Genomic DNA, 19,535 nt, shown 5'->3' with positions numbered 1-19,535 from the left:
CGTCACTCCATTACCCTCGAAAGAGGTAATGGGGCAAAGGCATTGACGAGAGATCAGCGATCTAGAGGATTTCCCGGGAAAATGAAAAAGGCCCTGCTCAGCAGGGCCTGATCAAAGATCCGAAGAATTGACGAAGATCGGAAGATAGGGCGGGAAGGGCCGGGACGAGCGCTACGGGATCTCGGGGACCGCGGTCACGGGCCAGCTCATCCGGATCGTTCCGCCCGATTCCCCACTGGTCACGGAGACGTCGTCGACGAGCCCGCTGATCACGGCGAGGCCCATCTCGTCCTCCTCGTCCGCGTCCGGATCGAGGGCGGCGGCGATGCCCGGCACCGACTCGACGGAACCGCCGGCCGGCCCGGGGACCTCGTCGCCGACCTCGATGGAGAACAACTTCTCCTCCTCGGTCAGCACGACCCGGACGGGCGCGGTCAGCCCGTTGCTGCGGTGCAGTCCGACGGCACGCGAACAGGCCTCGCCCACGGCGAGGCGGACCTCGTCGAGGACGGCCTCCTCCACCCCCGCCCGGCGCGCCACGGCGGCCGCGACGAGGCGGGCCGTCCGGACGTGTTCGGGCTGGGCGCTGAAGCGCAGTTCAACGGTGGCCATGTGCGTCCCCCTCGGACTACGGGCGTGCCTTGACAGGGGCCCGGACCACCCATGGCCCGGCACCCCCGCTCCTCGACGGCTCCGGCGACCGGAGCCGTACGTCAGTCGGTGGCCTGGACGGCCTCGTCCACAGAGCCGTGGATCGGGAACACCTTCGTCAGACCGGTGATCCGGAAGATCTTCAGGATGCGCTCCTGGTTGCACACCAGACGCAGCGAGCCCTCGTGCGCGCGGACGCGCTTGAGGCCTCCCACGAGCACACCGAGGCCGGTGGAGTCGAGGAAGTCCACTCGCTCCATGTCTACAACCAGGTGGTAGCTGCCGTCGTTCACCAACTCCACCAACTGCTCGCGCAGCTTGGGCGCGGTATACACATCAATCTCGCCACCGACCTCTACGACCGTGCGGTCGCCGACAGTGCGAGTCGACAGGGACAGGTCCACGGATCCTCCAGCACCTTGCTATCGAGCGGCGCCCCCCAGGGGCCTCCCCACCCGAAGGTAGGGGAGGGGATCGGCTGCCGCGATGGCATTCAATCACTTACCGGCAGGCGCGCACGACGCCTTGGGACCATTGTCCCGCACGCCAGTGACACACTCGGTTCCAATGGCCAACACTCACCGCCCCGGTCCGCCCACGGCACCCGCCGATCCACGACCCGCTCCCGGCACGGTCCTGGACCGCCTGTCACGGGGGCCTTCCCGGGCTGCGCGCATCACCCATACGGAGCACTTGCCCCCAAGAGAGGGCCGTCATGCGGTCTGGCCGCATCGCATCCGAACGGATGTCGTAGCCGCGATCCGGGACGCGGGGATCGACCATCCGTGGGAACACCAGGCCGCGGCCGCCGAGCACGCCCTGGACGGCGAGTCCGTGGTCGTCGCCACCGGCACCGCCTCCGGGAAGTCCCTGGCCTACCTGGCACCCGTCCTGTCCGCCCTCGCGGACGGCGCGGAGGCACCGAACGGGCGGGGTGCGACCGCCCTCTACCTGGCTCCGACCAAGGCTCTGGCCGCCGACCAGCGGCGGGCCGTCCGGGAGCTGGCCGCGCCCCTGAAGAACGCCGTGCGCCCGGCCGTCTACGACGGGGACACCCCCGTCGAGGAACGCGAGTGGGTGCGCCAGTACGCCAACTACGTGCTCACCAACCCCGACATGCTGCACCGGGGGATCCTGCCCTCCCATCCCCGCTGGTCGTCCTTCCTGAAGGCGCTGCGCTACGTCGTCATCGACGAGTGCCACAGCTACCGCGGGGTGTTCGGCTCCCACGTCGCCCAGGTCCTGCGGCGGCTGCGCCGGCTGTGCGCCCGGTACGGGTCCGAACCGGTCTTCCTGCTGGCCTCCGCCACCGCCAGCGACCCGGCGGCCGCCGCGTCACGGCTGACCGGCGTGCCGGTCACCGAGATCACCGACGACGCCTCCCCGCGCGGCGAGGTCGTCTTCGCCCTGTGGGAGCCGCCGCTGACCGAGCTGAAGGGCGAGAAGGGCGCCCCGGTGCGCCGGACCGCCACCGCCGAGACCGCCGACCTGCTGACCGACCTGGTCGTCCAGGGCGTGCGGACCGTGGCCTTCGTCCGCTCCCGGCGCGGCGCCGAGCTGATCTCCGTCATCGCCCAGGAACGGCTCGCGTCCGTGGACCGCTCCCTGCCCGGGCGCGTCGCCGCCTACCGGGGCGGCTACCTCCCCGAGGAACGGCGGGCCCTGGAGCGGGCCCTGCACTCCGGGGAACTGCTGGGGCTGGCCGCGACCACCGCCCTGGAGCTGGGCGTGGACGTGTCCGGCCTGGACGCCGTGCTGATCACCGGCTACCCGGGCACCCGGGCCTCGCTGTGGCAGCAGGCGGGACGGGCCGGCCGCTCCGGCCAGGGCGCCCTGGCCGTGCTGATCGCCCGGGACGACCCGCTGGACACCTACCTGGTCCACCACCCCGAGGCACTCTTCCGCCAGCCGGTGGAGGCGACCGTCCTGGACCCCGACAACCCGTACGTGCTGGCCCCGCACCTGTGCGCGGCCGCCGCCGAGCTGCCCCTGACCGAAGCCGATCTGGACCTCTTCGGCCCGGCCGCGCACGGGCTGATGCCCCAGCTGGAGGCGGCGAAACTGCTGCGGCGCCGGGCCACGGCCTGGCACTGGACCCGCCGCGAGCGGGCCTCGGACCTGACCGACATCCGCGGCGGCGGGGGCCGCCCGGTGCAGATCGTGGAGGCCTCCACCGGCCGGCTGCTGGGCACCGTCGACGAGTCCGCCTCGCACACCGCCGTCCACGACGGTGCCGTCCACCTCCACCAGGGCCGCACCTACCTGGTGAAACACCTGGACCTGGAGGACTCCGCCGCGCTGGTCGAGGAGGCCAGCCCGCCGTTCTCCACCACCGCCCGCGACACCACCTCCATCTCGATCCTGGAGACCGAGACCGAGGTCCCGTGGGGAGAGGGCCGGCTCTGCTTCGGCTCCGTCGAGGTCACCAACCAGGTCGTCTCCTACCTGCGCCGCAAGCTGATCACCGGCGAGGTGCTCGGTGAGGCCAAGCTCGACCTGCCGCCACGCACCCTGCGCACCAGGGCCGTCTGGTGGACCGTGACCGAGGACCAGCTGGACGAGGCCCGGATCGGCCCGGAGATCCTCGGCGGCGCCCTGCACGCCGCCGAACACGCCTCCATCGGCCTGCTCCCGCTGTTCGCCACCTGCGACCGCTGGGACATCGGCGGCGTCTCCGTCCCGCTGCATCCGGACACCCTGCTGCCCACCGTCTTCGTGTACGACGGCCACCCGGGCGGCGCCGGCTTCGCGGAGCGGGGCTTCCAGACGGCCAGGGCCTGGCTCACCGCCACGCGGGACGCCATTGCCGCCTGCGAGTGCGAGGCGGGCTGCCCCTCCTGCATCCAGTCCCCCAAATGCGGCAACGGCAACGACCCCCTCCACAAGCGCGGCGCCGTCCGGCTGCTCACCCGCCTCCTCTCCACGGCCCCGGCCCCCTGAACGGCTCCCCGGACGCCGCCCCGGACGGGGTCACCACCGGAGGCCCGGCCCTGGCGGTGACCTCGGCCGTGAAGGGCCCGGCCCGGACACCGGCCCTGACCTCGGCTACCTCGCCACCGACCCGGCAGGCGGCCAGCACCGCCCCCTGGGCCCCCGCCACGCGCCGGGCCGCCGCACAGGCCGGCCCGGGGCCGTGCGCCCAGCTCGCGGCCGCGGCCAGGGCCGCCAGGTCGGCCGCCGCACCAGCCCGGTGGCGGGCCACCACCGCCTGACCGAGCAGCAGCACGCCCCCGAACACCGCCACCAGCACCGCGGCCACCACAGTGGCCCACACCGTCGCGGCCCCCCGGTCCCTCGCGCCGCCCCGGCCGCAGGCCCGGACCCGGCCCTGGCCTCCACGCAGGCTCCGGCAGCCGCCCCCGTCCCCGTCCCTGTCACGGGCCCGGCTCATGGCGGCGGCCCCACGCTGTCCTCCGCCAGCGCCACGGCCCGCGCCCCGAGCCGCACCGGCAGCCCGCCCGGTCCCGGCGCCGGAGCCGCCACCCGGACCCGCCACAGGTCCCCGGACCGCTCCACCTCCACCTCCGCCCCCGCCGGGGCGGCCTCCCGGGCCGCCGCGACCGCCGCCGCCAAGGGCTCGGACCGGGCCGCCGCCCGGGCACCCGCCCGGGCGGCGTCCACACACCGGATCTGGGCGGCCGCCGCCATCAGCGCCCACACCAGCAGCGCCGCGAACAACACCAGAGCGGGAATGACCACAGCGGCCTCGGCCGTCACATATCCGCGATCACCGGTTCCCGGCCGCTTTCGCTCAGAACGGCACATCGAGTGCCTTCCCGATGGTCGACTGGAGCGCCGCCGACACCACGTCGCTCGTCACCACCTTGTACAGGACCGCCGCGAACGCACACGCCGCGATCGTGCCCATGGCGTATTCCGAAGTCGACATTCCCGTATCACCCCCGCACCCCTTCAGCATCGCCCGCACCCGAATCCTGATGATCCTCATGACAACCTCCCGTGGGATTACGTTCTTGATCTGATTTCAGTTTTTGATTCCTACTCGGGAGACGGCCCGTCACCGGCCCGACAGCAGTCCCGAGGCCATTCCGATCACCACCGGGGCCACCCCGACCGCGAGGAACGCGGGGAGGAAGCACAGCCCCACCGGCGCGGTGACGAGCACCGCCGCCCGCTGCGCCCGGGCGCCCGCCTGCCGGGAGCGGTCCGCCCGCAGCCCCGCCGCCAGCCGGGACACCGGCTCGGCGGCCGGGGCGCCCGTCCGCGCGGCCCGCTCCAGGCACTCCGCCAGCCCCCGCGCTCCTGGTATCTCCGCCAACCTCCCCCACGCGGCGCCCGGTTCGCCGCCCAGGCGCAGCTCCGCACCCGCGAGCGCCAGCCGCTCCCCCACCGGGCCGCCCAGCGACTCACCCACCACCTCGGCGGCCTCCACCGGCCCCGCGCCCGCCGCGAGGCAGGCCGCCAGCAGATCGGCAGCGAACGGCAACTGCCGCTCCGCCTCCCGCGGATCGGACCCGCCGGGCGGCCGGGCCCGCGCGAGGAGGCGGCGCACCGCGAACGCCGCCGCGCACCCGGCCAGCACCCCCGGCACCCCGCCGACCAGCACCCCGCCGACCAGCACCCAGCCCGCCAGCAGCGCTCCGGCCGGCCCCGCCCAGGACAGCGCCGCCGCCCGGAGGCCCGGGCCCCGCACCGGCGCCGGCCGCGCGGGCCCGGCCCGGAAGAGGGCCTCGGTCCTGCGCCGGACCGCCCGACGCCCCAGCCGCGCCAGGGCCGTCGACACCGGCCACCACACCAGCGCGGCCGCGCACAACGCCGTCCCCAGCCTGTGGACCGCGGAGCCGTCCATCACCGCTCCCCCGTCCGCACGATCCGCCGGCACCACAGCAGGCCCAGCGCCTCCAAGAGCCCGCCTGCCAGCAGGCAGCCCCACCCGACCGGGGAGTGCAGCAGCACCCGCAACGGGTCCGCGCCCAGCGCGGTGCCCATCAGCAGCCCGACCAGCGGCAGCAGCGCGAGCACCACCGTCGTCGACCGGGCCCCCGCCAGCTGGGCCCGCAGGGACTCCTCCCGGTCCCGCTCGGCCCGCAACGCCCCTTCCAGCCGGTCGAGTCCGGCCGCCAGACCGGCTCCCCCGTCCACGGAGACCCGCCAGCAGGCCGCCATCCCGGCGAGCCCGCCCGCACCCGGCTCCCGCGCCGCCTGGTGCAGGGCCCCGGCCACGTCCCCGCCGAACGCGGCGGCGGCCAGCACTCCCGCCTCCGCCGCTCCCGGGCCGCCGGGGCCGGCCGCCGTACGCCGTATCGCGACGGTCAGCGCCTGCCCGGGCTGGGCCCCGGCCCGCAGCTCCCCCACGACGGCCCCGCACAGCGCCACGACCCCCGCCGCGCGGGCGGCGCGCACCCGCTCCCGCTCCCGGGCCCGGAGCCAGCGCCGCAGCAGCGGCACCGACGCGGCACCGAGCAGCAGCGGGATCACCGACCCGCCCAGTACGGCCACGGCCAGCCCGGCCGCCAGGCCGGACCACTCCCGCCACCGCACCGCCCGGACCCGCAGCGCGGCCGCCAGCCGCTGTCCGGGCGGCGGCCCGGCCGGCACCAGCGGGCCGCCCCCGGCCAGGAGCAGCCGGGCCCGCCGGGGCGACCGCTCACCGCCGGCCAGGCCCCACGCCGCCGCCCCGGCGCACAGCACCCCGGCGAACACCGGTACCGAGGCGAGCGGCCCGGCGCTCACCGCGCACCTCCCAGCAGCGGGGCGAGCCGCGCCCAGCCGGCCTCCCGCACGAAGCCGCGGGCGCCCCAGCGCAGCGCGGGCACGGTCACGACGAGCCCGGCCGGATCCCGCTCCAGTACGTGTACCTCGGCCACCCGGCGCCGGCCGGCCCGGTCCCGGACGAGGTGGACGACCAGGGTCAGGGCGGCCGCCAGCTGGCTGTGCAGGGCTGCCCGGTCGAGCCCGGCGGCCGTCCCGAGGGCCTCCAGCCGGGCGGGGACGTGCCCGGCGGCATTGGCGTGCACCGTGCCGCAGCCGCCTTCGTGCCCGGTGTTCAGGGCGGCGAGCAGGTCGGCCACCTCCGCACCCCGCACTTCCCCGACCACCAGCCGGTCGGGCCGCATCCGCAGGGCCTGGCGGACCAGGTCGGCGAGGGTGACCAGCCCGGCCCCCTCCTGGTTGGCGGGCCGGGTTTCCAGCCGCACCACGTGCGGATGGTCGGGTCGCAGCTCGGCGGAGTCCTCGGCGAGCACGATCCGCTCTCCCGGCCCGACCAGCCCCAGGAGGGCGCTGAGCAGGGTGGTCTTGCCCGTCCCGGTCCCGCCGGAGACGAGGAAGGACAGCCTGGCTTGGACCATCGCCCGCAGCAGCCGCTGGCCGCCCGGCGGCAGTGTCCCGGCGGCGACCAGCTCGTCCAGGGTGAACGCCTTGGGCCGCACCACGCGCAGCGACAGGCACGCCGATCCGACGGCGACGGGAGGGAGCACGGCGTGCAGCCGGGTGCCGTCGGGCAGCCGGGCGTCCACCCAGGGCCGGGCGTCGTCGAGGCGCCTCCCCGCGACGGCGGCGAGCCGCTGGGCGAGCCTGCGCACGGCCTCGGCGTCGGCGAAGGTCACCGGGGTCAGTTCCAGCCCGCCGCCCCGGTCCACCCACACCCGGTCGGGGGCGGCCACCAGCACATCGGTGACGGCGGGGTCGGCGAGCAGCGGCTCCAGCGGCCCGGCACCGACCAGTTCGGACCGCAGTTCGGCGGCCACGCCGAGCACTTCCGCGTCGCCGAGCAGCCGGCCCTGTGCCCGAAGGGCGGCCGCGACCCGGGCCGGCGTGGGCTCGGCCCCGCTCTCGGCGAGGTGCTGGCGCACCGCGTCCAGCAGCACCGCGCTCATGCCGGCACCCCCTGGGCGGCGCCGAGGGCCCGCTGCCAGAAGCCGTCGCAGAAGCGGGCCAGCGTGCCCCGCGCACCCGGCGGTTCCCCCTCGGCCACCCGCCCCGGGAGCCCCACCTCGACCGGTACCTCTCCGGCCAGCGGCACCCCCAGCAGCCCCGCCACGGCTTCGGCGTCGAGCCCCTCTGAGCAGCGGCCCCGCACGACCACGCGCACGTCCCGGGCCACCATCCGCACCCCGGCGGCCACCCGCCCCGCCGCGGCCACCGACCGCAGCTCGGCCGGCACCACCAGCAGCACCAGGTCCAGCTGGGCCAGCACTTCCGCCACGGCCTCGTCCACGCGCCGGGGCAGGTCGGCGACCACCACCCCGCCGCGCCTGCGGGCGGCGGCCACGACGGACCGCATCGCGGCGGGCGGGACGACGACCCGCTCCCCGCGGTCCCAGCTCAGCACCCGCAGCGCGTGCAGTTCGGGCAGGGATTCCTCCAGCGCCCCGGCGCCGACCCGGCCGCGCGAGGCGGCGAAGTCCGGCCAGCGCAGCCCTTCGGCGCTCTCGCCGCCGAGCAGGACGTCCATCCCGCCGCCGAGCGGGTCGGCGTCGATGAGGATGGTGCGCTCGCCGGCCTTGGCGGCCCGCAGTGCGAGGGCGCAGGCGAGGGTGGAGGCCCCGGCGCCGCCGCTGCCGCCGATGACCCCGACGGTGAGGGCGGGCCGGCCGGCGCCTTCCACCACGTCGGCGATGCGGTCGACGAGCAGGCTCTCGGCGTCGGGCAGGCGCAGCACCTCCTGGGCGCCGATCTCGACGGCCCGCTGCCACACGAACGGGTCGTCGAGGTCCCGGCCGACGAGGAACACGCCGTCTCGACGCGGCGCCCCGCGGACCCGTCGGGCCGCGTCGTCCCCGACGAGGACGAGCGGCGCGGAGTCCCAGCCGGCTCCCCCGCCGCGCGGGACGCTCCCGCCGCCACCGTCACCTCCGGCTCCGGTTTGCTCCGGCACCGCATGGTGCACGTGCGGTTCGGCGCCGGCGGCGGCGCACAGCCGCAGCAGGTCGTCGAGGAGCAGCGGGTCCTCGGTGATGATCAGCGGCCGCCCGCCACCGGGTGCGGCCCCTGCGGCACGGGCGGGCAGCCCGCCCCCACCGGCCTCCACGGGTGCCTGCGCTTCACACGACTTCGATCCAGCCACGATCTCCGCCCCCTTCTCACTGCAAATCCACGGGCCGCGGACTTCGCGGCTGGAATCACGGTGGAGGGATCCGGAAAAAGAAGTGGATCTTGCTCGAAAACTGTGGACAAGAAGGCACTTGTGAATAACTCCGCCACACCATCAGGTGAGTTCCAGAGCGCTGCGGAACCACTACGCAGCGTCACGAGTCTGGAGGGGTGCAGGCCTGTGCCAGGCGGGCCCATCGAGGAGGAAGGGCCGGGATGATGGTCGCCGAAGACCGGGTGAAGAGGACGCGAACCGCGTCCGGACATGCGACGACCCCCGCCGGGGGGGAGAGCGGGGGTCGTCCCCACGGTCCGACTCGGGGGGGGAGGAGCCAGACCGGGTTAGCACGGTCGCGAACGATCCGTGACTTCCATGGTGTACCCGAGAGCCTTCTCAGGCAAACCCACGCGCCACACCTTACGCCGAATGGTGGGCGCATATGCTCGCCTCGTGGAAAATCAGCCCTTGCCGCACTCCTTGCCTCGGACCGCCGCCTTCTTCGACCTGGACAAGACGGTCATTGCGAAGTCGAGCGCTCTGACGTTCAGCAAGTCCTTCTACCGGGGCGGCCTGATCAACCGTCGGGCCGTGCTGCGCACCGCGTACACCCAGTTCATCTTCCTGGCCGGCGGCGCCGACCACGACCAGATGGAGCGGATGCGGGAGTACCTGTCCGCCCTCTGCAAGGGCTGGAACGTCCAGCAGGTCCGGGAGATCGTCGCCGAAGCGCTGCACGACCTCATCGACCCGATCATCTACGACGAGGCCGCGTCGCTCATCGAGGCCCACCACACGGCCGGCCGTGACGTGGTGATCGTGTCGAGCTCCGGGGCCGAAGTCGTCGAGCCGATCGGCGAGATGCTCGGCGCGGACCGGATCGTCGCCACCCGGATGGTGGTCGGCGAGGACGGCTGTTTCACCGGGGAGATCGAGTACTACGCCTACGGCCCCACGAAGGCGGAGGCGGTGCGCGAGCTCGCCGAGTCCGAGGGGTACGACCTCGCGCGGTGCTACGCGTACAGCGACTCGATCACCGACGTGCCGATGCTGGAGGCCGTCGGGCACCCGCACGCGGTCAATCCGGACCGCGCCCTGCGGCGCGAGGCCACCACGCGGGAGTGGCCGGTCCTGGTGTTCAACCGGCCGGTGCGGCTGAAGCAGCGCCTGCCCGGCCTGTCCATGCCGACGCGGCCGGCGCTCGTCGCCGCGGCCGCGGTCGGCGCGGCGGCCGCCACCGCCGGGCTGGTCTGGTACGCCAGCCGCCGACGCGCGGGCATCGCCGCCTCCGCCTGACCGACACCGGGGCGGGCTCCGGCCCGCCCCGCCCCCGGCCCCCCTTCACGCCTCTGCGCACACCCCCGCCATGCCCCTCCGCCGCACCCCCGCCACACCCCAGCAGGGTCCCTGGCCGTCGTCCCTCGCGACACCCAGCCCCGTGCCACCGCCCCCGCCGACACGTCCCACCTGGGGCGATATACGGTGTCCGGTTCGCCCGCACTCGCCCCGGAAAGCAAAGAAATCCGGTCAGGGGTTTCGCTCGGCACCGAAGCGGAGTACAAAGGAGTCACGGCCCGCGAGACCAAAGAACATCCGAGAGGATCATCTTTAAAACGCAGTAAGGCCCACGGACCGAAGCATGAACGCCGAGCACCCACGCGACGTCGACCCGTCGATTACGGGCCAGCCGCACCAGGCCACGGGCAAAGTTCCCGGCCTGATGGGCAACCATCGAGGACGCTTGGTAACTGGGCGTGAATGCCAGCGGCGACACCAGAGCAGTACGGTGTCGCCGCAACCCTGTGCCTGGCCGGACCGGGCGCCCCGGGCACCCGCCCCGCCCCGGACCGCCGCGCCCGCACCTACCCCAGCCCGGCCGCCACACCCGCCCCGGCCCCAGCCCCCGCCCCGGCGTCAGGACCTCAGGCCGCGCCGCGCTGGAGCGCCTCGCACACCGCCGTCGACTCGCGCACGCCCAGCTCGATCGAGCGGCCACAGTGCGCGATCCACTGGGCCATCCCCTCCGCGGTCCCGGAGACGTAGCCCTCGAAGGCCTTCAGGTAGGCCTCCCGCCCCTGCTCCGCGTGGCCGACCTCCGCCGGGCAGATCGCCTTCGGGTCCAGCCCGCTGTTGATCAGGACGATCCGCTCGGCTGCCCGCGCCACCAGGCCGTTGTACGAGGCGAAGGGCCGCAGGGCCAGCAGCTCCCCGTGCACCACCGCGGCCGTGACCAGCGCCGGAGCGGACCCGCCCGCGATGATCACCCGCGACAGGCCGTCCAGCCGCCCCGCCACCTCCTCGGCGCTCGGCAGCGGGAGGCCGACCAGGGGCTCGTGCACCGGCTCGCCGGCCAGCCGCGGCCGGCCCACCACGTCGCCGGCCACCCCACCCGAAGCCACACCGCCCGAAGCCACACCGCCCGAAGCCGCCCCGCCCGCGCCCGCCGCGCCCGCCGTCCCGGTCGCACCGCACGCCACCAGGTGCAGGCGCGCCAGCACCCGCAGCGGCGACTGGCGCCAGATGCTCAGCAGCTGCCCGGCCTCCGCGGTCAGGCGCAGCGCGGCGCCCACCGTGCGCGCCTCTTCCTCCGCACCGAAGTCGGTCCGGCGGCGCACTTCCTCCAGCGCCCAGTCGGCGCCGGAGAGCGCCGCGCTGGCCCGGGCGCCGCGCAGGGCGGCCTCCGAGGTGATCTCCCCGCTGCGCCGGCGCATCACCCGGTGCCCGTAGACCCGGTCCACGGCCTTGCGTACGGAATCCACGGACTCGGCGACTCCCGCCAGGGAGCCGAGGGCCGCCAGCGGGTCGGAAGCGCTACTCATAAGTAGGGAGCCTACGCACTTCGGACCCATAGCACCGACCCCTCCTTGGAGTGGTCTTCTTCACTCACCCCGACCACACCCCGCGACCGACCCACTACGCTTGGTGAACATGAAGATCGCTTTCGTGGGAAAGGGCGGCAGCGGGAAGACCACGCTGTCCTCGCTCTTCATCCGCCACCTCGCAGCCAATGCGGCACCCGTCGTCGCGGTGGACGCCGACATCAACCAGCACCTCGGGGCCGCCCTCGGGCTCTCCGACGAAGACGCCGCCGCGCTGCCGGCGATGGGCGCGCACCTGCCCCTGATCAAGGAGTACCTGCGCGGCTCCAACCCGCGCATCGCCTCCGCCGACAGCATGATCAAGACCACGCCGCCCGGCGCCGGTTCGCGCCTCCTGCGCATCACCGAGGACAACCCGGTGTACGAGGCCTGCGCGCGCACGCTGGCGCTCGACGACGGGGACTCCGTACGCCTGATGGCCACGGGCCCCTTCACCGAATCCGACCTGGGGGTGGCCTGCTACCACTCCAAGGTCGGCGCGGTCGAGCTCTGCCTGAACCACCTGGTCGACGGCCCGGACGAGTACGTGGTCGTCGACATGACCGCCGGGTCGGACTCCTTCGCGTCCGGCATGTTCACCCGCTTCGACGTGACGTTCCTCGTCGCGGAACCGACGCGCAAGGGCGTCTCGGTCTACCGCCAGTACAAGGAGTACGCCCGGGACTTCGGGGTGGCGCTGAAGGTGGTCGGAAACAAGGTGCAGGGTCCGGAGGACATCGAGTTCCTCCAGGACGAGGTGGGCGAGGACCTGCTGGTCACCTTCGGGCACTCCGACTGGGTGCGGGCGATGGAGCGGGGGCGCCCGGCCGGGTTCGAACTGCTGGAGGCGAGCAACCGGCTCGCGCTGCAGGCGCTCCAGGACGCCGCCGAGGACTCGTACGCGGCCCGTGACTGGGGCAAGTACACCGAGCAGATGGTGCACTTCCACCTGCGCAACGCCGAGAGCTGGGGGAACGCGAAGACCGGGGTCGACCTGACGGACCAGATCGACCCCGGGTTCGTCCTGCACGAGGCGCTGGTCAGCCCTCGTCCTGCTCCGCGGCCCGCTCCTCAGCCGGCTTGACCGGCGCGCCCGACGGGGCTGCCGGCGGCGCCGGCGGCCCCGCGGTGAGGAACTTGGCCCAGCCCTCCTTCGGCGCCTCGCCGACGTCGAGGGTGCGCAGCCACTCCAGCGCCTTCGGGTTCTGGGCGTCGAGCCAGTCGGCCAGTTCACGGAACGGCACGCACCGCACCTCCGGCTTGGTGCACATGTCCTTGATGGACTCCTCGACGGCCCGCATGTAGGTGCCGCCGTTCCAGGACTCGAAGTGGTTGCCGATGATCAGCGGTGCGCGGTTGCCCTGGTAGGCGCGGTCGAAGGCCTGGCGCAGGCCGTCGCGCATCTGGTCGCCCCAGTACCGGTGCTGCGAGGGGTCGCCCTGCGTGGTCGTGCCGGACTGGTTGACCATGTAGTTGTAGTCCATGCTCAGCGTGTCGAAGGCCCGGCCGGGCATGGGCACGAGCTGGAGCGGGATGTCCCAGAGACCGTCCGTCTTCTTGGGCCAGATCTGCTTGCCGATGCCGCTGGAGTCGTAGCGGAACCCCATGTCCTTGGCGGCCAGCATGAAGTTCTTCTGGCCTTCGAGGCAGGGGGTGCGGGCGCCGATGAGCTCCTTGTCGTAGTCGAAGGGGAGCGGGGCCATGTCCTTGAGGCCCGCGTTCGTCTTCCAGTTCTTGACGAACGACTTGGCCTGGTTGATCTCGCTCTTCCACTCCGCCACGGACCAGGTGCCGACGCCGCCGTCGGGGCCGCAGAAGTGGCCGTTGAAGTGGGTGCCGATCTCGTTCCCCTCCAGCCAGGCCGCGCGGACCTGGGTGGCGGTGTCCTTGATCCCCTGGAGGTCGCCGAAACCGATGTCGGACAGCCCCGGGGAGTGCTGCGGGGCGGTATAGAGGGAACGTTTCTCCTCAGGCAGCAGGTACACGCCGCTGAGGAAGTAGGTCATCCGGGCGTTGTACTGCTTGCCGACCTCGCGGAAGTGCGAGAACAGCTTCTGACTGTCCTCTCCCGCGCCGTCCCAGGAGAACACCACGAACTGCGGGGGCTTCTCGCCGGGTTTCATCTTCCGAGGCGCCTGCACGTTCGGCTGCGAGCCGGTGTAGGCGGTCGAGCCGTCGCCGATGAGGCGGTTGAAACTGCCGGGGGCGTCCGGGGCCGCGGGGCCCTTCCTCGCGTTCTGGCCACCGGAGGCACCGGGTCCTCCGGGCCCGGAAGCGCTGCACCCGGCGGCACCCAGGACCAGGGCCGTGGCGACCAGGCCGCCGGCGATCTTCTTCGTGGCGGCGATCATCCGCACACCTCTCCCTCGCGGTTCCCTCGCGGGACTTCCGCGAGGCAACGTCCCACGCGGTGCGCTCGAAGGAAGGTGTGACAAGCCCGACAAAATGCTTATTCACCCCTGAGTGCGATTTCATGGGCCATTTGCCTGTATTAATCACCACTCCTCTTTACTCACCATTACCATCCATTTACCGAGTGTTGAGACTCCCGCCGCTTCACCCCTCCTCAGAGGAGACGGGAACCCATGACAGCCACAGCCCCAGCCAGGACCCCAGCCCCGACCACCCCGCAGACACGAAGTCCCCTCAAGGACCTCCCCGCGGACCTGTCCGCGTCCGCCGCCGTCTTCCTGATCGCCCTGCCGCTCTCCCTCGGCATCGCGCTGGCCACCGGCGCCCCGCTCCAGGCGGGGCTCGTGGCCGCGGCCGTCGGCGGGATCGTGGCCGGCCGGTTCGGGGGCGCCCCGCTCCAGGTGAGCGGACCGGCCGCCGGACTCACCGTGGTGACCGCCGAGTTGATCCAGCGCTACGGCTGGCGCACCACGTGCGCCATCACCGTCCTCGCCGGCGTCTGCCAGCTCGGACTCGCCCTGCTGCGCACCGCCCGCTCGGCCCTCATGGTGAGTCCGGCGATCGTGCACGGGATGCTCGCCGGCATCGGCGTGACCATCGCGCTGGCCCAGCTGCACATCGTGCTCGGCGGCAACCCGCAGAGCTCGGCCGTGGCCAACGTCCTGGGGCTGCCGGCCCAGTTGGCCGACCCGCACCCGGTGGCGCTCGGGGTGAGCGCGCTGACGCTGTGCGTACTGCTGGGCTGGGGCAGGCTGCCCGGGCGCGTGGGGAGCGTCCTGCGCAAGGTGCCCGCCGCGCTGGCGGCCGTAGCGACCGCCACCGCCTTCGCGGCGCTGGCCGGCCTCGCCCTGCCCCGGGTGGACCTGCCGTCCTGGAGCAGCCACGCGCTGCCCGAGCTGCCCGAGGGGCCGGTGCTCGGGCTGATCGCCGCCGTCCTGACCATCACCCTGGTCGGGAGCGTGGAGTCCCTGCTGTCGTCGGTCGCCACCGACAAGCTGATCGCCTCCGAGCGCGGTACGGACAACCGCCCGCCCCGCGCCGACCTCGACCGCGAGCTGCGCGGCCAGGGCGCGGCGAACATCGTCTCCGGGATGCTGGGCGGACTGCCCATCACGGGCGTGGCCGTGCGCAGCGTGGCGAACGTCAAGTCGGGTGCCGTCAGCCGGAAGTCGTCCATGTTCCACGGCCTGTGGGTGGTGCTCGCGGCCGCCCTGCTCGTGCCCGTCCTCGACCTCATCCCGCTCGCGGCGCTGGCCGCCCTGGTGATGGCCGTCGGCGTGCAGATGGTCAGCATCACCCACCTGCGCACGGTCACCCGGCACCGCGAGGCGCTGGTCTACGCGACGACCATCGTCGCCGTGGTGCTGGGCGGGGTGCTGGAGGGGGTGGCCGTCGGCATCGCGGTCGCCGTGGGGGTGGCCCTGCACCGGCTGGCCCGGACCCGGATCACGCTGACCGAGGCCGGCGGCGTGCACCGGGTGTGCGCCCGGGGGCAGTTGACGTTCCTGGCGGTCCCCCGGCTGAGCCGGGTGCTGAGCCAGCTCCCGCACGGCGGGCACGTGGTGCTGGAGCTGGACGGCTCCTTCATGGACCACGCCGCCTACGAGGCCCTGCATGACTGGCAGAACTCGCATCTGGCGCACGGCGGATCGCTGGAACTCACCGGCCGGGGCGGGCGCGCGCTCACGGGCGCGGCCCCTGGGGCGGACACCGACGCGGAGGACGCGGAGGCGGACTCGGGCCTGGAGCGGACCCCGGGCACCCCCTCGGGCGCAGATCACGACCGGGCCTCCGGCCACGGCTCCGCCTCAGCCGCCTCCGCCTCCGCCTCAGCCGCGGAGCACGGCCGGAGCGGCTCCAGGGCCGGCGCGGGTGTCTCCGGATCGCACCACCGGGCCGACTCCGGGCGCGGGGCGCACCCCTGCTGCCGCCCCTGGACGCCCTGGCAGAACCACTGCGACCACCGTGCGGCGGCGCACGCCCCCACCCTCGCGGGCGGCCACGGTGACGCGTCCGGTACCGATGGCGCGGTCGTCCGTACGATTCCCAGCGCGTCCGGGGCCCCCGGCGGCGCGGCGGCGCCCCGGCGGCGCGGAGCCGGCCAGCTGGCCAGCGGGATCAGCGCCTTCCAGCGGGACACCGCCCCGCACGTCCGTGACGAGCTGGCCCGGCTGGCGCGTGAGGGGCAGCGGCCTTCGCAGCTCTTCCTGACCTGCGCGGACTCCCGTCTGGTAACCAGCATGATCACGGCGAGCGGTCCGGGCGACCTGTTCACCGTCCGCAACGTGGGGAACCTCGTCCCGCTGCCCGGAGCCGAGGCCAGCGACGACTCGGTCGCCGCGGCCATCGAGTACGCGGTGGACGTGCTCAAGGTCGCCAGCATCACGGTGTGCGGGCACTCGGGATGCGGGGCCATGCAAGCCCTGCTGAACTCCCACGCGGACGCCCCGATGACCCCGCTGACGCGCTGGCTGCGACACGGCCTGCCCAGCCTGGAGCGGATGGGCAGCCGGCACCACGCCTGGGCCCGGATCTCCGGACGGCTCCCGGCGGACGCCGTGGAACAGCTCTGCCTGACCAACGTGGTGCAGCAGCTGGAGCACCTGCGGGCCCACGAATCGGTGGCCCGCAGGCTCGCCGAAGGGACGCTGGAGCTGCACGGGATGTACTTCCACGTGGGTGAGGCCCAGGCCTACCTGCTGTCCGAGGGAGAGGACTTCTTCGACTCCCGGGTCTTCGACAGTGTCGGCCAGACCGTTTGACCCGCACCCCGCTTGAACGGGTACGGGCTCGTGTCCGTGCAATCTGTCGGCCCCTTCCCGCACCCTGCAGCGGGAAGGGGCCGTCCGGGCGCGGACGCGCCCGCTCCGGCTCGCTCAGGCCCAGCACCGCCGCACGGCCCTGGGCCTACTTGACATTCCCTCAAGGGAGTTGATCCACCCGCGCATACGCTGAACCCATGACAGAAACCCACACCCCGGAAGAGCAGGCGCTCATCGAACTGCGCGCCCGCATGGCCGCGCACATCGACGAGGCCTTCGCACACCTGGAGGGCATCGACGAGCCCCTGGCCCGCGAACGCGCGACGCGTCTGCTGGCGGACGACCTGCTCCCCCTGGCCGTACGGCGCGCGAAGCTGATCCGCAGCGGCGCGGTGCTGGAGCTGCGCAATGGCCGGACGCTCAGGGAGGTGGGCGAAATGCTCGGTCTGTCCATACCGAGGGTGGACCAGCTGGCCAAGGGCAAGTAGTCCCGGAGGGGGCAACGCGTACCTGCCCCCTCACCCTCTCCGTGGGCCGGTTCCGGCGGTCCCGCGACACGCCTCGGACAGCATGCGCTGTATTCACGCCGTCACAGATGCCAGGATCGAGGAGGGGTTGACCAACTCACACCGCGCGCAGAAGAATTCCACGCAGCTATGTGATTGGTCTACACCACTTGGTGTCGCATGTTGGGAGCCCCACACAAATGAACGAGCGTCCTTCCATCGCCAACATGCTCAAGGAGGAGCGGCGCTTCGCCCCGCCCGCGGACCTGGCCGCCGCCGCCAACGTCACCGGGGCGGCGTACGCGCGCGCCGACGCGGACCGGCTGGGCTTCTGGGCCGAGCAGGCACGCCGCCTGCACTGGGACACCGAGCCCACCCAGACGCTCGACTGGACCAACCCGCCCTTCGCCAAGTGGTTCGCCGACGGCAAGCTGAACGTCGCGTACAACTGCGTGGACCGGCACGTGGAGGCCGGCAACGGCGACCGCGTCGCCATCCACTTCGAGGGCGAGCCCGGCGACAGCCGCTCGATCACCTACGCCCAGCTCAAGGACGAGGTCTCCCAGGCCGCCAACGCCCTCACCGAGCTCGGTGTGCGCGCCGGCGACCGGGTCGCCGTCTACCTGCCGATGATCCCCGAGGCGGTCGTCGCGATGCTCGCGTGCGCCCGCGTCGGCGCCGCGCACTCGGTGGTCTTCGGCGGCTTCTCCGCCGAAGCCGTCGCCTCCCGCATCCAGGACGCCGACGCCAAGCTGGTGATCACCGCCGACGGCGGCTACCGCCGCGGCAAGCCGAGCGCGCTCAAGCCCGCCATCGACGAGGCCGTCACCAAGTGCCCGCAGGTCGAGCACGTCCTCGTCGTACGCCGCACCGGCCAGGACACCGCCTTCACCGAGGGCCGGGACGTCTGGTGGCACGACCTGGTCGGCCGCCAGTCCACGGAGCACGCCCCCCAGGCCTTCGACGCCGAGCACCCGCTGTTCATCCTGTACACCTCGGGCACCACGGGTAAGCCGAAGGGCATCCTGCACACCTCGGGCGGCTACCTGACGCAGGCCTCGTACACCCACCACGCCGTCTTCGACCTCAAGCCGGAGACCGACGTCTACTGGTGCACCGCCGACATCGGCTGGGTGACCGGGCACTCCTACATCGTCTACGGGCCGCTCGCCAACGGCGCCACCCAGGTGATGTACGAGGGCACGCCGGACACCCCGCACCAGGGCCGGTTCTGGGAGGTCGTACAGAAGTACCGCGTCACCATCCTCTACACCGCGCCCACGGCGATCCGTACGTTCATGAAGTGGGGCGACGACATCCCCGCGAAGTTCGACCTGTCGAGCCTGCGCGTGCTGGGCTCGGTCGGCGAGCCGATCAACCCCGAGGCCTGGGTCTGGTACCGCAAGCACATCGGCGGCGACCGCTGTCCGATCGTGGACACCTGGTGGCAGACCGAGACCGGCGCGATGATGATCTCCCCGCTGCCGGGCGTCACCGAGACCAAGCCCGGTTCGGCGCAGCGCCCGCTCCCCGGCATCTCGGCCACCGTCGTGGACGACGAGGCGAACGAGGTCCCGAACGGCGGGGGCGGCTACCTCGTCCTCACCGAGCCGTGGCCGTCGATGCTGCGCACCATCTGGGGTGACGACCAGCGGTTCATCGACACCTACTGGTCGCGCTTCGAGGGCAAGTACTTCGCGGGCGACGGCGCCAAGAAGGACGAGGACGGCGACATCTGGCTGCTCGGCCGGGTCGACGACGTCATGCTCGTCTCCGGCCACAACATCTCCACCACCGAGGTCGAGTCGGCGCTCGTCTCGCACCCCTCGGTCGCCGAGGCGGCCGTGGTCGGCGCGGCCGACGAGACCACCGGCCAGGCCATCGTGGCCTTCGTGATCCTGCGCGGCAGCGCCTCGGAGACCGAGGGCCTGGTCGCGGAGCTCCGCAACCACGTGGGCTCCACCCTCGGCCCGATCGCCAAGCCGAAGCGGATCCTGCCGGTGGCGGAGCTGCCGAAGACCCGTTCCGGCAAGATCATGCGCCGTCTGCTGCGCGACGTGGCGGAGAACCGCGCGGTCGGCGACGTCACCACACTGGCCGATTCCTCGGTGATGGACCTGATCCAGACGAAGCTGCCGACCAGCTCCGACGAGGACTGAGACCGGCGGGCCGCGGCCCGTGGGGGGCGCCGGGCGCACAGCGCGCCGGGCGCCCCCCATCCGCTTAAGGTGAAGATCACCCGATACGACTTAACGGACCCTGTAAAGTAAGAGAAGCGTCAAGATTTGACGTC

General features: G+C 73.3%; 17 protein-coding genes. 6 read left to right on the top strand and 11 right to left on the bottom strand.

All coding sequences use genetic code 11. From position 1 onward, the window contains the following. Nucleotides 1-171 precede the first annotated feature (171 nt). Nucleotides 172-612: an ATP-binding protein gene (locus AC069X_RS26425; RefSeq protein ID WP_478732092.1), complete on the bottom strand. Its 441-nt coding sequence runs from the start codon at nucleotides 610-612 to the stop codon at nucleotides 172-174. Between the two features lie 101 nt (nucleotides 613-713). Next, nucleotides 714-1,055 carry an anti-sigma factor antagonist BldG gene (gene bldG, locus AC069X_RS26420; RefSeq protein WP_478732091.1) on the bottom strand — a complete coding sequence of 114 codons (342 nt, stop codon included), beginning with the start codon at nucleotides 1,053-1,055 and terminating at the stop codon, nucleotides 714-716. A gap of 82 nt (nucleotides 1,056-1,137) precedes the next feature. On the opposite strand from bldG, the gene AC069X_RS26415 reads away from it, so the two are divergent. After that, nucleotides 1,138-3,591: a DEAD/DEAH box helicase gene (locus AC069X_RS26415; RefSeq protein WP_478732089.1), complete on the top strand. Its 2,454-nt coding sequence runs from the start codon at nucleotides 1,138-1,140 to the stop codon at nucleotides 3,589-3,591. On the opposite strand, the gene AC069X_RS26410 is transcribed toward AC069X_RS26415, so the two are convergent. The 7 genes from AC069X_RS26410 to ssd all read right to left on the bottom strand — a co-directional run bounded on the left by AC069X_RS26410 (nucleotide 3,557) and on the right by ssd (nucleotide 8,644). Then, a complete protein-coding gene (locus AC069X_RS26410) occupies nucleotides 3,557-3,925 on the bottom strand; it encodes an Rv3654c family TadE-like protein (protein WP_478732087.1) in 369 nt (122 codons plus the stop codon). The two genes, AC069X_RS26415 and AC069X_RS26410, sit on opposite strands and share 35 nt — an antisense overlap. A 113-nt stretch (nucleotides 3,926-4,038) precedes the next feature. Continuing rightward, nucleotides 4,039-4,416: a TadE family type IV pilus minor pilin gene (locus AC069X_RS26405; RefSeq protein WP_478732085.1), complete on the bottom strand. Its 378-nt coding sequence runs from the start codon at nucleotides 4,414-4,416 to the stop codon at nucleotides 4,039-4,041. After that, nucleotides 4,403-4,600, bottom strand: a complete 198-nt coding sequence (locus AC069X_RS26400) for a DUF4244 domain-containing protein (RefSeq protein ID WP_478732083.1) — start codon at nucleotides 4,598-4,600, stop codon at nucleotides 4,403-4,405. The genes AC069X_RS26405 and AC069X_RS26400 overlap by 14 nt, the downstream gene beginning before the upstream one ends. A gap of 69 nt (nucleotides 4,601-4,669) precedes the next feature. Beyond that, on the bottom strand, nucleotides 4,670-5,461 hold the full coding sequence (locus AC069X_RS26395; protein WP_478732081.1) for a type II secretion system F family protein: 792 nt from the start codon (nucleotides 5,459-5,461) through the stop codon (nucleotides 4,670-4,672). Beyond that, nucleotides 5,461-6,345: a type II secretion system F family protein gene (locus tag AC069X_RS26390; RefSeq protein WP_478732079.1), complete on the bottom strand. Its 885-nt coding sequence runs from the start codon at nucleotides 6,343-6,345 to the stop codon at nucleotides 5,461-5,463. The genes AC069X_RS26395 and AC069X_RS26390 overlap by 1 nt, the downstream gene beginning before the upstream one ends. Continuing rightward, nucleotides 6,342-7,490 (bottom strand): TadA family conjugal transfer-associated ATPase, encoded by a 1,149-nt coding sequence (locus AC069X_RS26385; RefSeq protein ID WP_478732077.1) that lies wholly within the window; start codon nucleotides 7,488-7,490, stop codon nucleotides 6,342-6,344. Before AC069X_RS26385 ends, AC069X_RS26390 begins: the two co-directional genes overlap by 4 nt. After that, nucleotides 7,487-8,644: a septum site-determining protein Ssd gene (ssd, locus tag AC069X_RS26380; RefSeq protein WP_478732297.1), complete on the bottom strand. Its 1,158-nt coding sequence runs from the start codon at nucleotides 8,642-8,644 to the stop codon at nucleotides 7,487-7,489. Before ssd ends, AC069X_RS26385 begins: the two co-directional genes overlap by 4 nt. A 489-nt stretch (nucleotides 8,645-9,133) precedes the next feature. Between ssd and AC069X_RS26375 the strand changes: the two genes are divergently transcribed. Further along, nucleotides 9,134-10,000, top strand: coding sequence for an HAD family hydrolase (locus AC069X_RS26375; RefSeq protein WP_478732075.1), 867 nt, complete (start codon nucleotides 9,134-9,136; stop codon nucleotides 9,998-10,000). A 626-nt stretch (nucleotides 10,001-10,626) separates the two neighbouring features. On the opposite strand, the gene AC069X_RS26370 is transcribed toward AC069X_RS26375, so the two are convergent. Continuing rightward, a complete protein-coding gene (locus AC069X_RS26370) occupies nucleotides 10,627-11,523 on the bottom strand; it encodes a Fic family protein (RefSeq protein WP_478732073.1) in 897 nt (298 codons plus the stop codon). Between the two features lie 109 nt (nucleotides 11,524-11,632). On the opposite strand from AC069X_RS26370, the gene AC069X_RS26365 reads away from it, so the two are divergent. Next, nucleotides 11,633-12,646, top strand: a complete 1,014-nt coding sequence (locus tag AC069X_RS26365) for an ATP-binding protein (RefSeq protein ID WP_478732071.1) — start codon at nucleotides 11,633-11,635, stop codon at nucleotides 12,644-12,646. On the opposite strand, the gene AC069X_RS26360 is transcribed toward AC069X_RS26365, so the two are convergent. Continuing rightward, entirely contained in the window at nucleotides 12,603-13,913 is a 1,311-nt protein-coding gene (locus AC069X_RS26360) for a polysaccharide deacetylase family protein (RefSeq protein ID WP_478732069.1), read from the bottom strand. The genes AC069X_RS26365 and AC069X_RS26360 overlap by 44 nt on opposite strands. Nucleotides 13,914-14,147: 234 nt before the next feature. Here AC069X_RS26360 and AC069X_RS26355 point away from each other — a divergent pair, with 234 nt between their 5' ends. From AC069X_RS26355 to acs, 3 genes are all read left to right on the top strand, one after another. Continuing rightward, on the top strand, nucleotides 14,148-16,736 hold the full coding sequence (locus tag AC069X_RS26355) for a SulP family inorganic anion transporter (protein ID WP_478732067.1): 2,589 nt from the start codon (nucleotides 14,148-14,150) through the stop codon (nucleotides 16,734-16,736). 197 nt (nucleotides 16,737-16,933) lie between these two features. Beyond that, complete coding sequence (locus AC069X_RS26350; RefSeq protein ID WP_478732065.1) at nucleotides 16,934-17,224, top strand: hypothetical protein; 291 nt, start codon at nucleotides 16,934-16,936, stop codon at nucleotides 17,222-17,224. 218 nt (nucleotides 17,225-17,442) lie between these two features. Further along, nucleotides 17,443-19,401: an acetate--CoA ligase gene (gene acs, locus AC069X_RS26345; RefSeq protein ID WP_478732063.1), complete on the top strand. Its 1,959-nt coding sequence runs from the start codon at nucleotides 17,443-17,445 to the stop codon at nucleotides 19,399-19,401. Nucleotides 19,402-19,535: the final 134 nt, after the last annotated feature.

It is taken from the genome of Streptomyces sp. NPDC043896 (genome assembly GCF_056435605.1).
This window is presented reverse-complemented; position numbering and strand designations above follow the sequence as displayed.

What these genes read in the sequence shown, in the direction of transcription:
- AC069X_RS26405 (WP_478732085.1), bottom strand. Translation starts at nt 4,416, where the DNA reads ATGTGCCGTTCTGAGCGAAAGCGGCCGGGAACCGGTGATCGCGGATAT.
- AC069X_RS26350 (WP_478732065.1), top strand. Translation starts at nt 16,934, where the DNA reads ATGACAGAAACCCACACCCCGGAAGAGCAGGCGCTCATCGAACTGCGC.
- AC069X_RS26360 (WP_478732069.1), bottom strand. Translation starts at nt 13,913, where the DNA reads ATGATCGCCGCCACGAAGAAGATCGCCGGCGGCCTGGTCGCCACGGCC.
- AC069X_RS26415 (WP_478732089.1), top strand. Translation starts at nt 1,138, where the DNA reads ATGGCATTCAATCACTTACCGGCAGGCGCGCACGACGCCTTGGGACCA.
- AC069X_RS26395 (WP_478732081.1), bottom strand. Translation starts at nt 5,461, where the DNA reads ATGGACGGCTCCGCGGTCCACAGGCTGGGGACGGCGTTGTGCGCGGCC.
- AC069X_RS26355 (WP_478732067.1), top strand. Translation starts at nt 14,148, where the DNA reads ATGACAGCCACAGCCCCAGCCAGGACCCCAGCCCCGACCACCCCGCAG.
- AC069X_RS26370 (WP_478732073.1), bottom strand. Translation starts at nt 11,523, where the DNA reads ATGAGTAGCGCTTCCGACCCGCTGGCGGCCCTCGGCTCCCTGGCGGGA.
- AC069X_RS26400 (WP_478732083.1), bottom strand. Translation starts at nt 4,600, where the DNA reads ATGAGGATCATCAGGATTCGGGTGCGGGCGATGCTGAAGGGGTGCGGG.
- AC069X_RS26375 (WP_478732075.1), top strand. Translation starts at nt 9,134, where the DNA reads ATGGTGGGCGCATATGCTCGCCTCGTGGAAAATCAGCCCTTGCCGCAC.
- AC069X_RS26365 (WP_478732071.1), top strand. Translation starts at nt 11,633, where the DNA reads ATGAAGATCGCTTTCGTGGGAAAGGGCGGCAGCGGGAAGACCACGCTG.
- AC069X_RS26425 (WP_478732092.1), bottom strand. Translation starts at nt 612, where the DNA reads ATGGCCACCGTTGAACTGCGCTTCAGCGCCCAGCCCGAACACGTCCGG.
- acs (WP_478732063.1), top strand. Translation starts at nt 17,443, where the DNA reads ATGAACGAGCGTCCTTCCATCGCCAACATGCTCAAGGAGGAGCGGCGC.
- AC069X_RS26385 (WP_478732077.1), bottom strand. Translation starts at nt 7,490, where the DNA reads ATGAGCGCGGTGCTGCTGGACGCGGTGCGCCAGCACCTCGCCGAGAGC.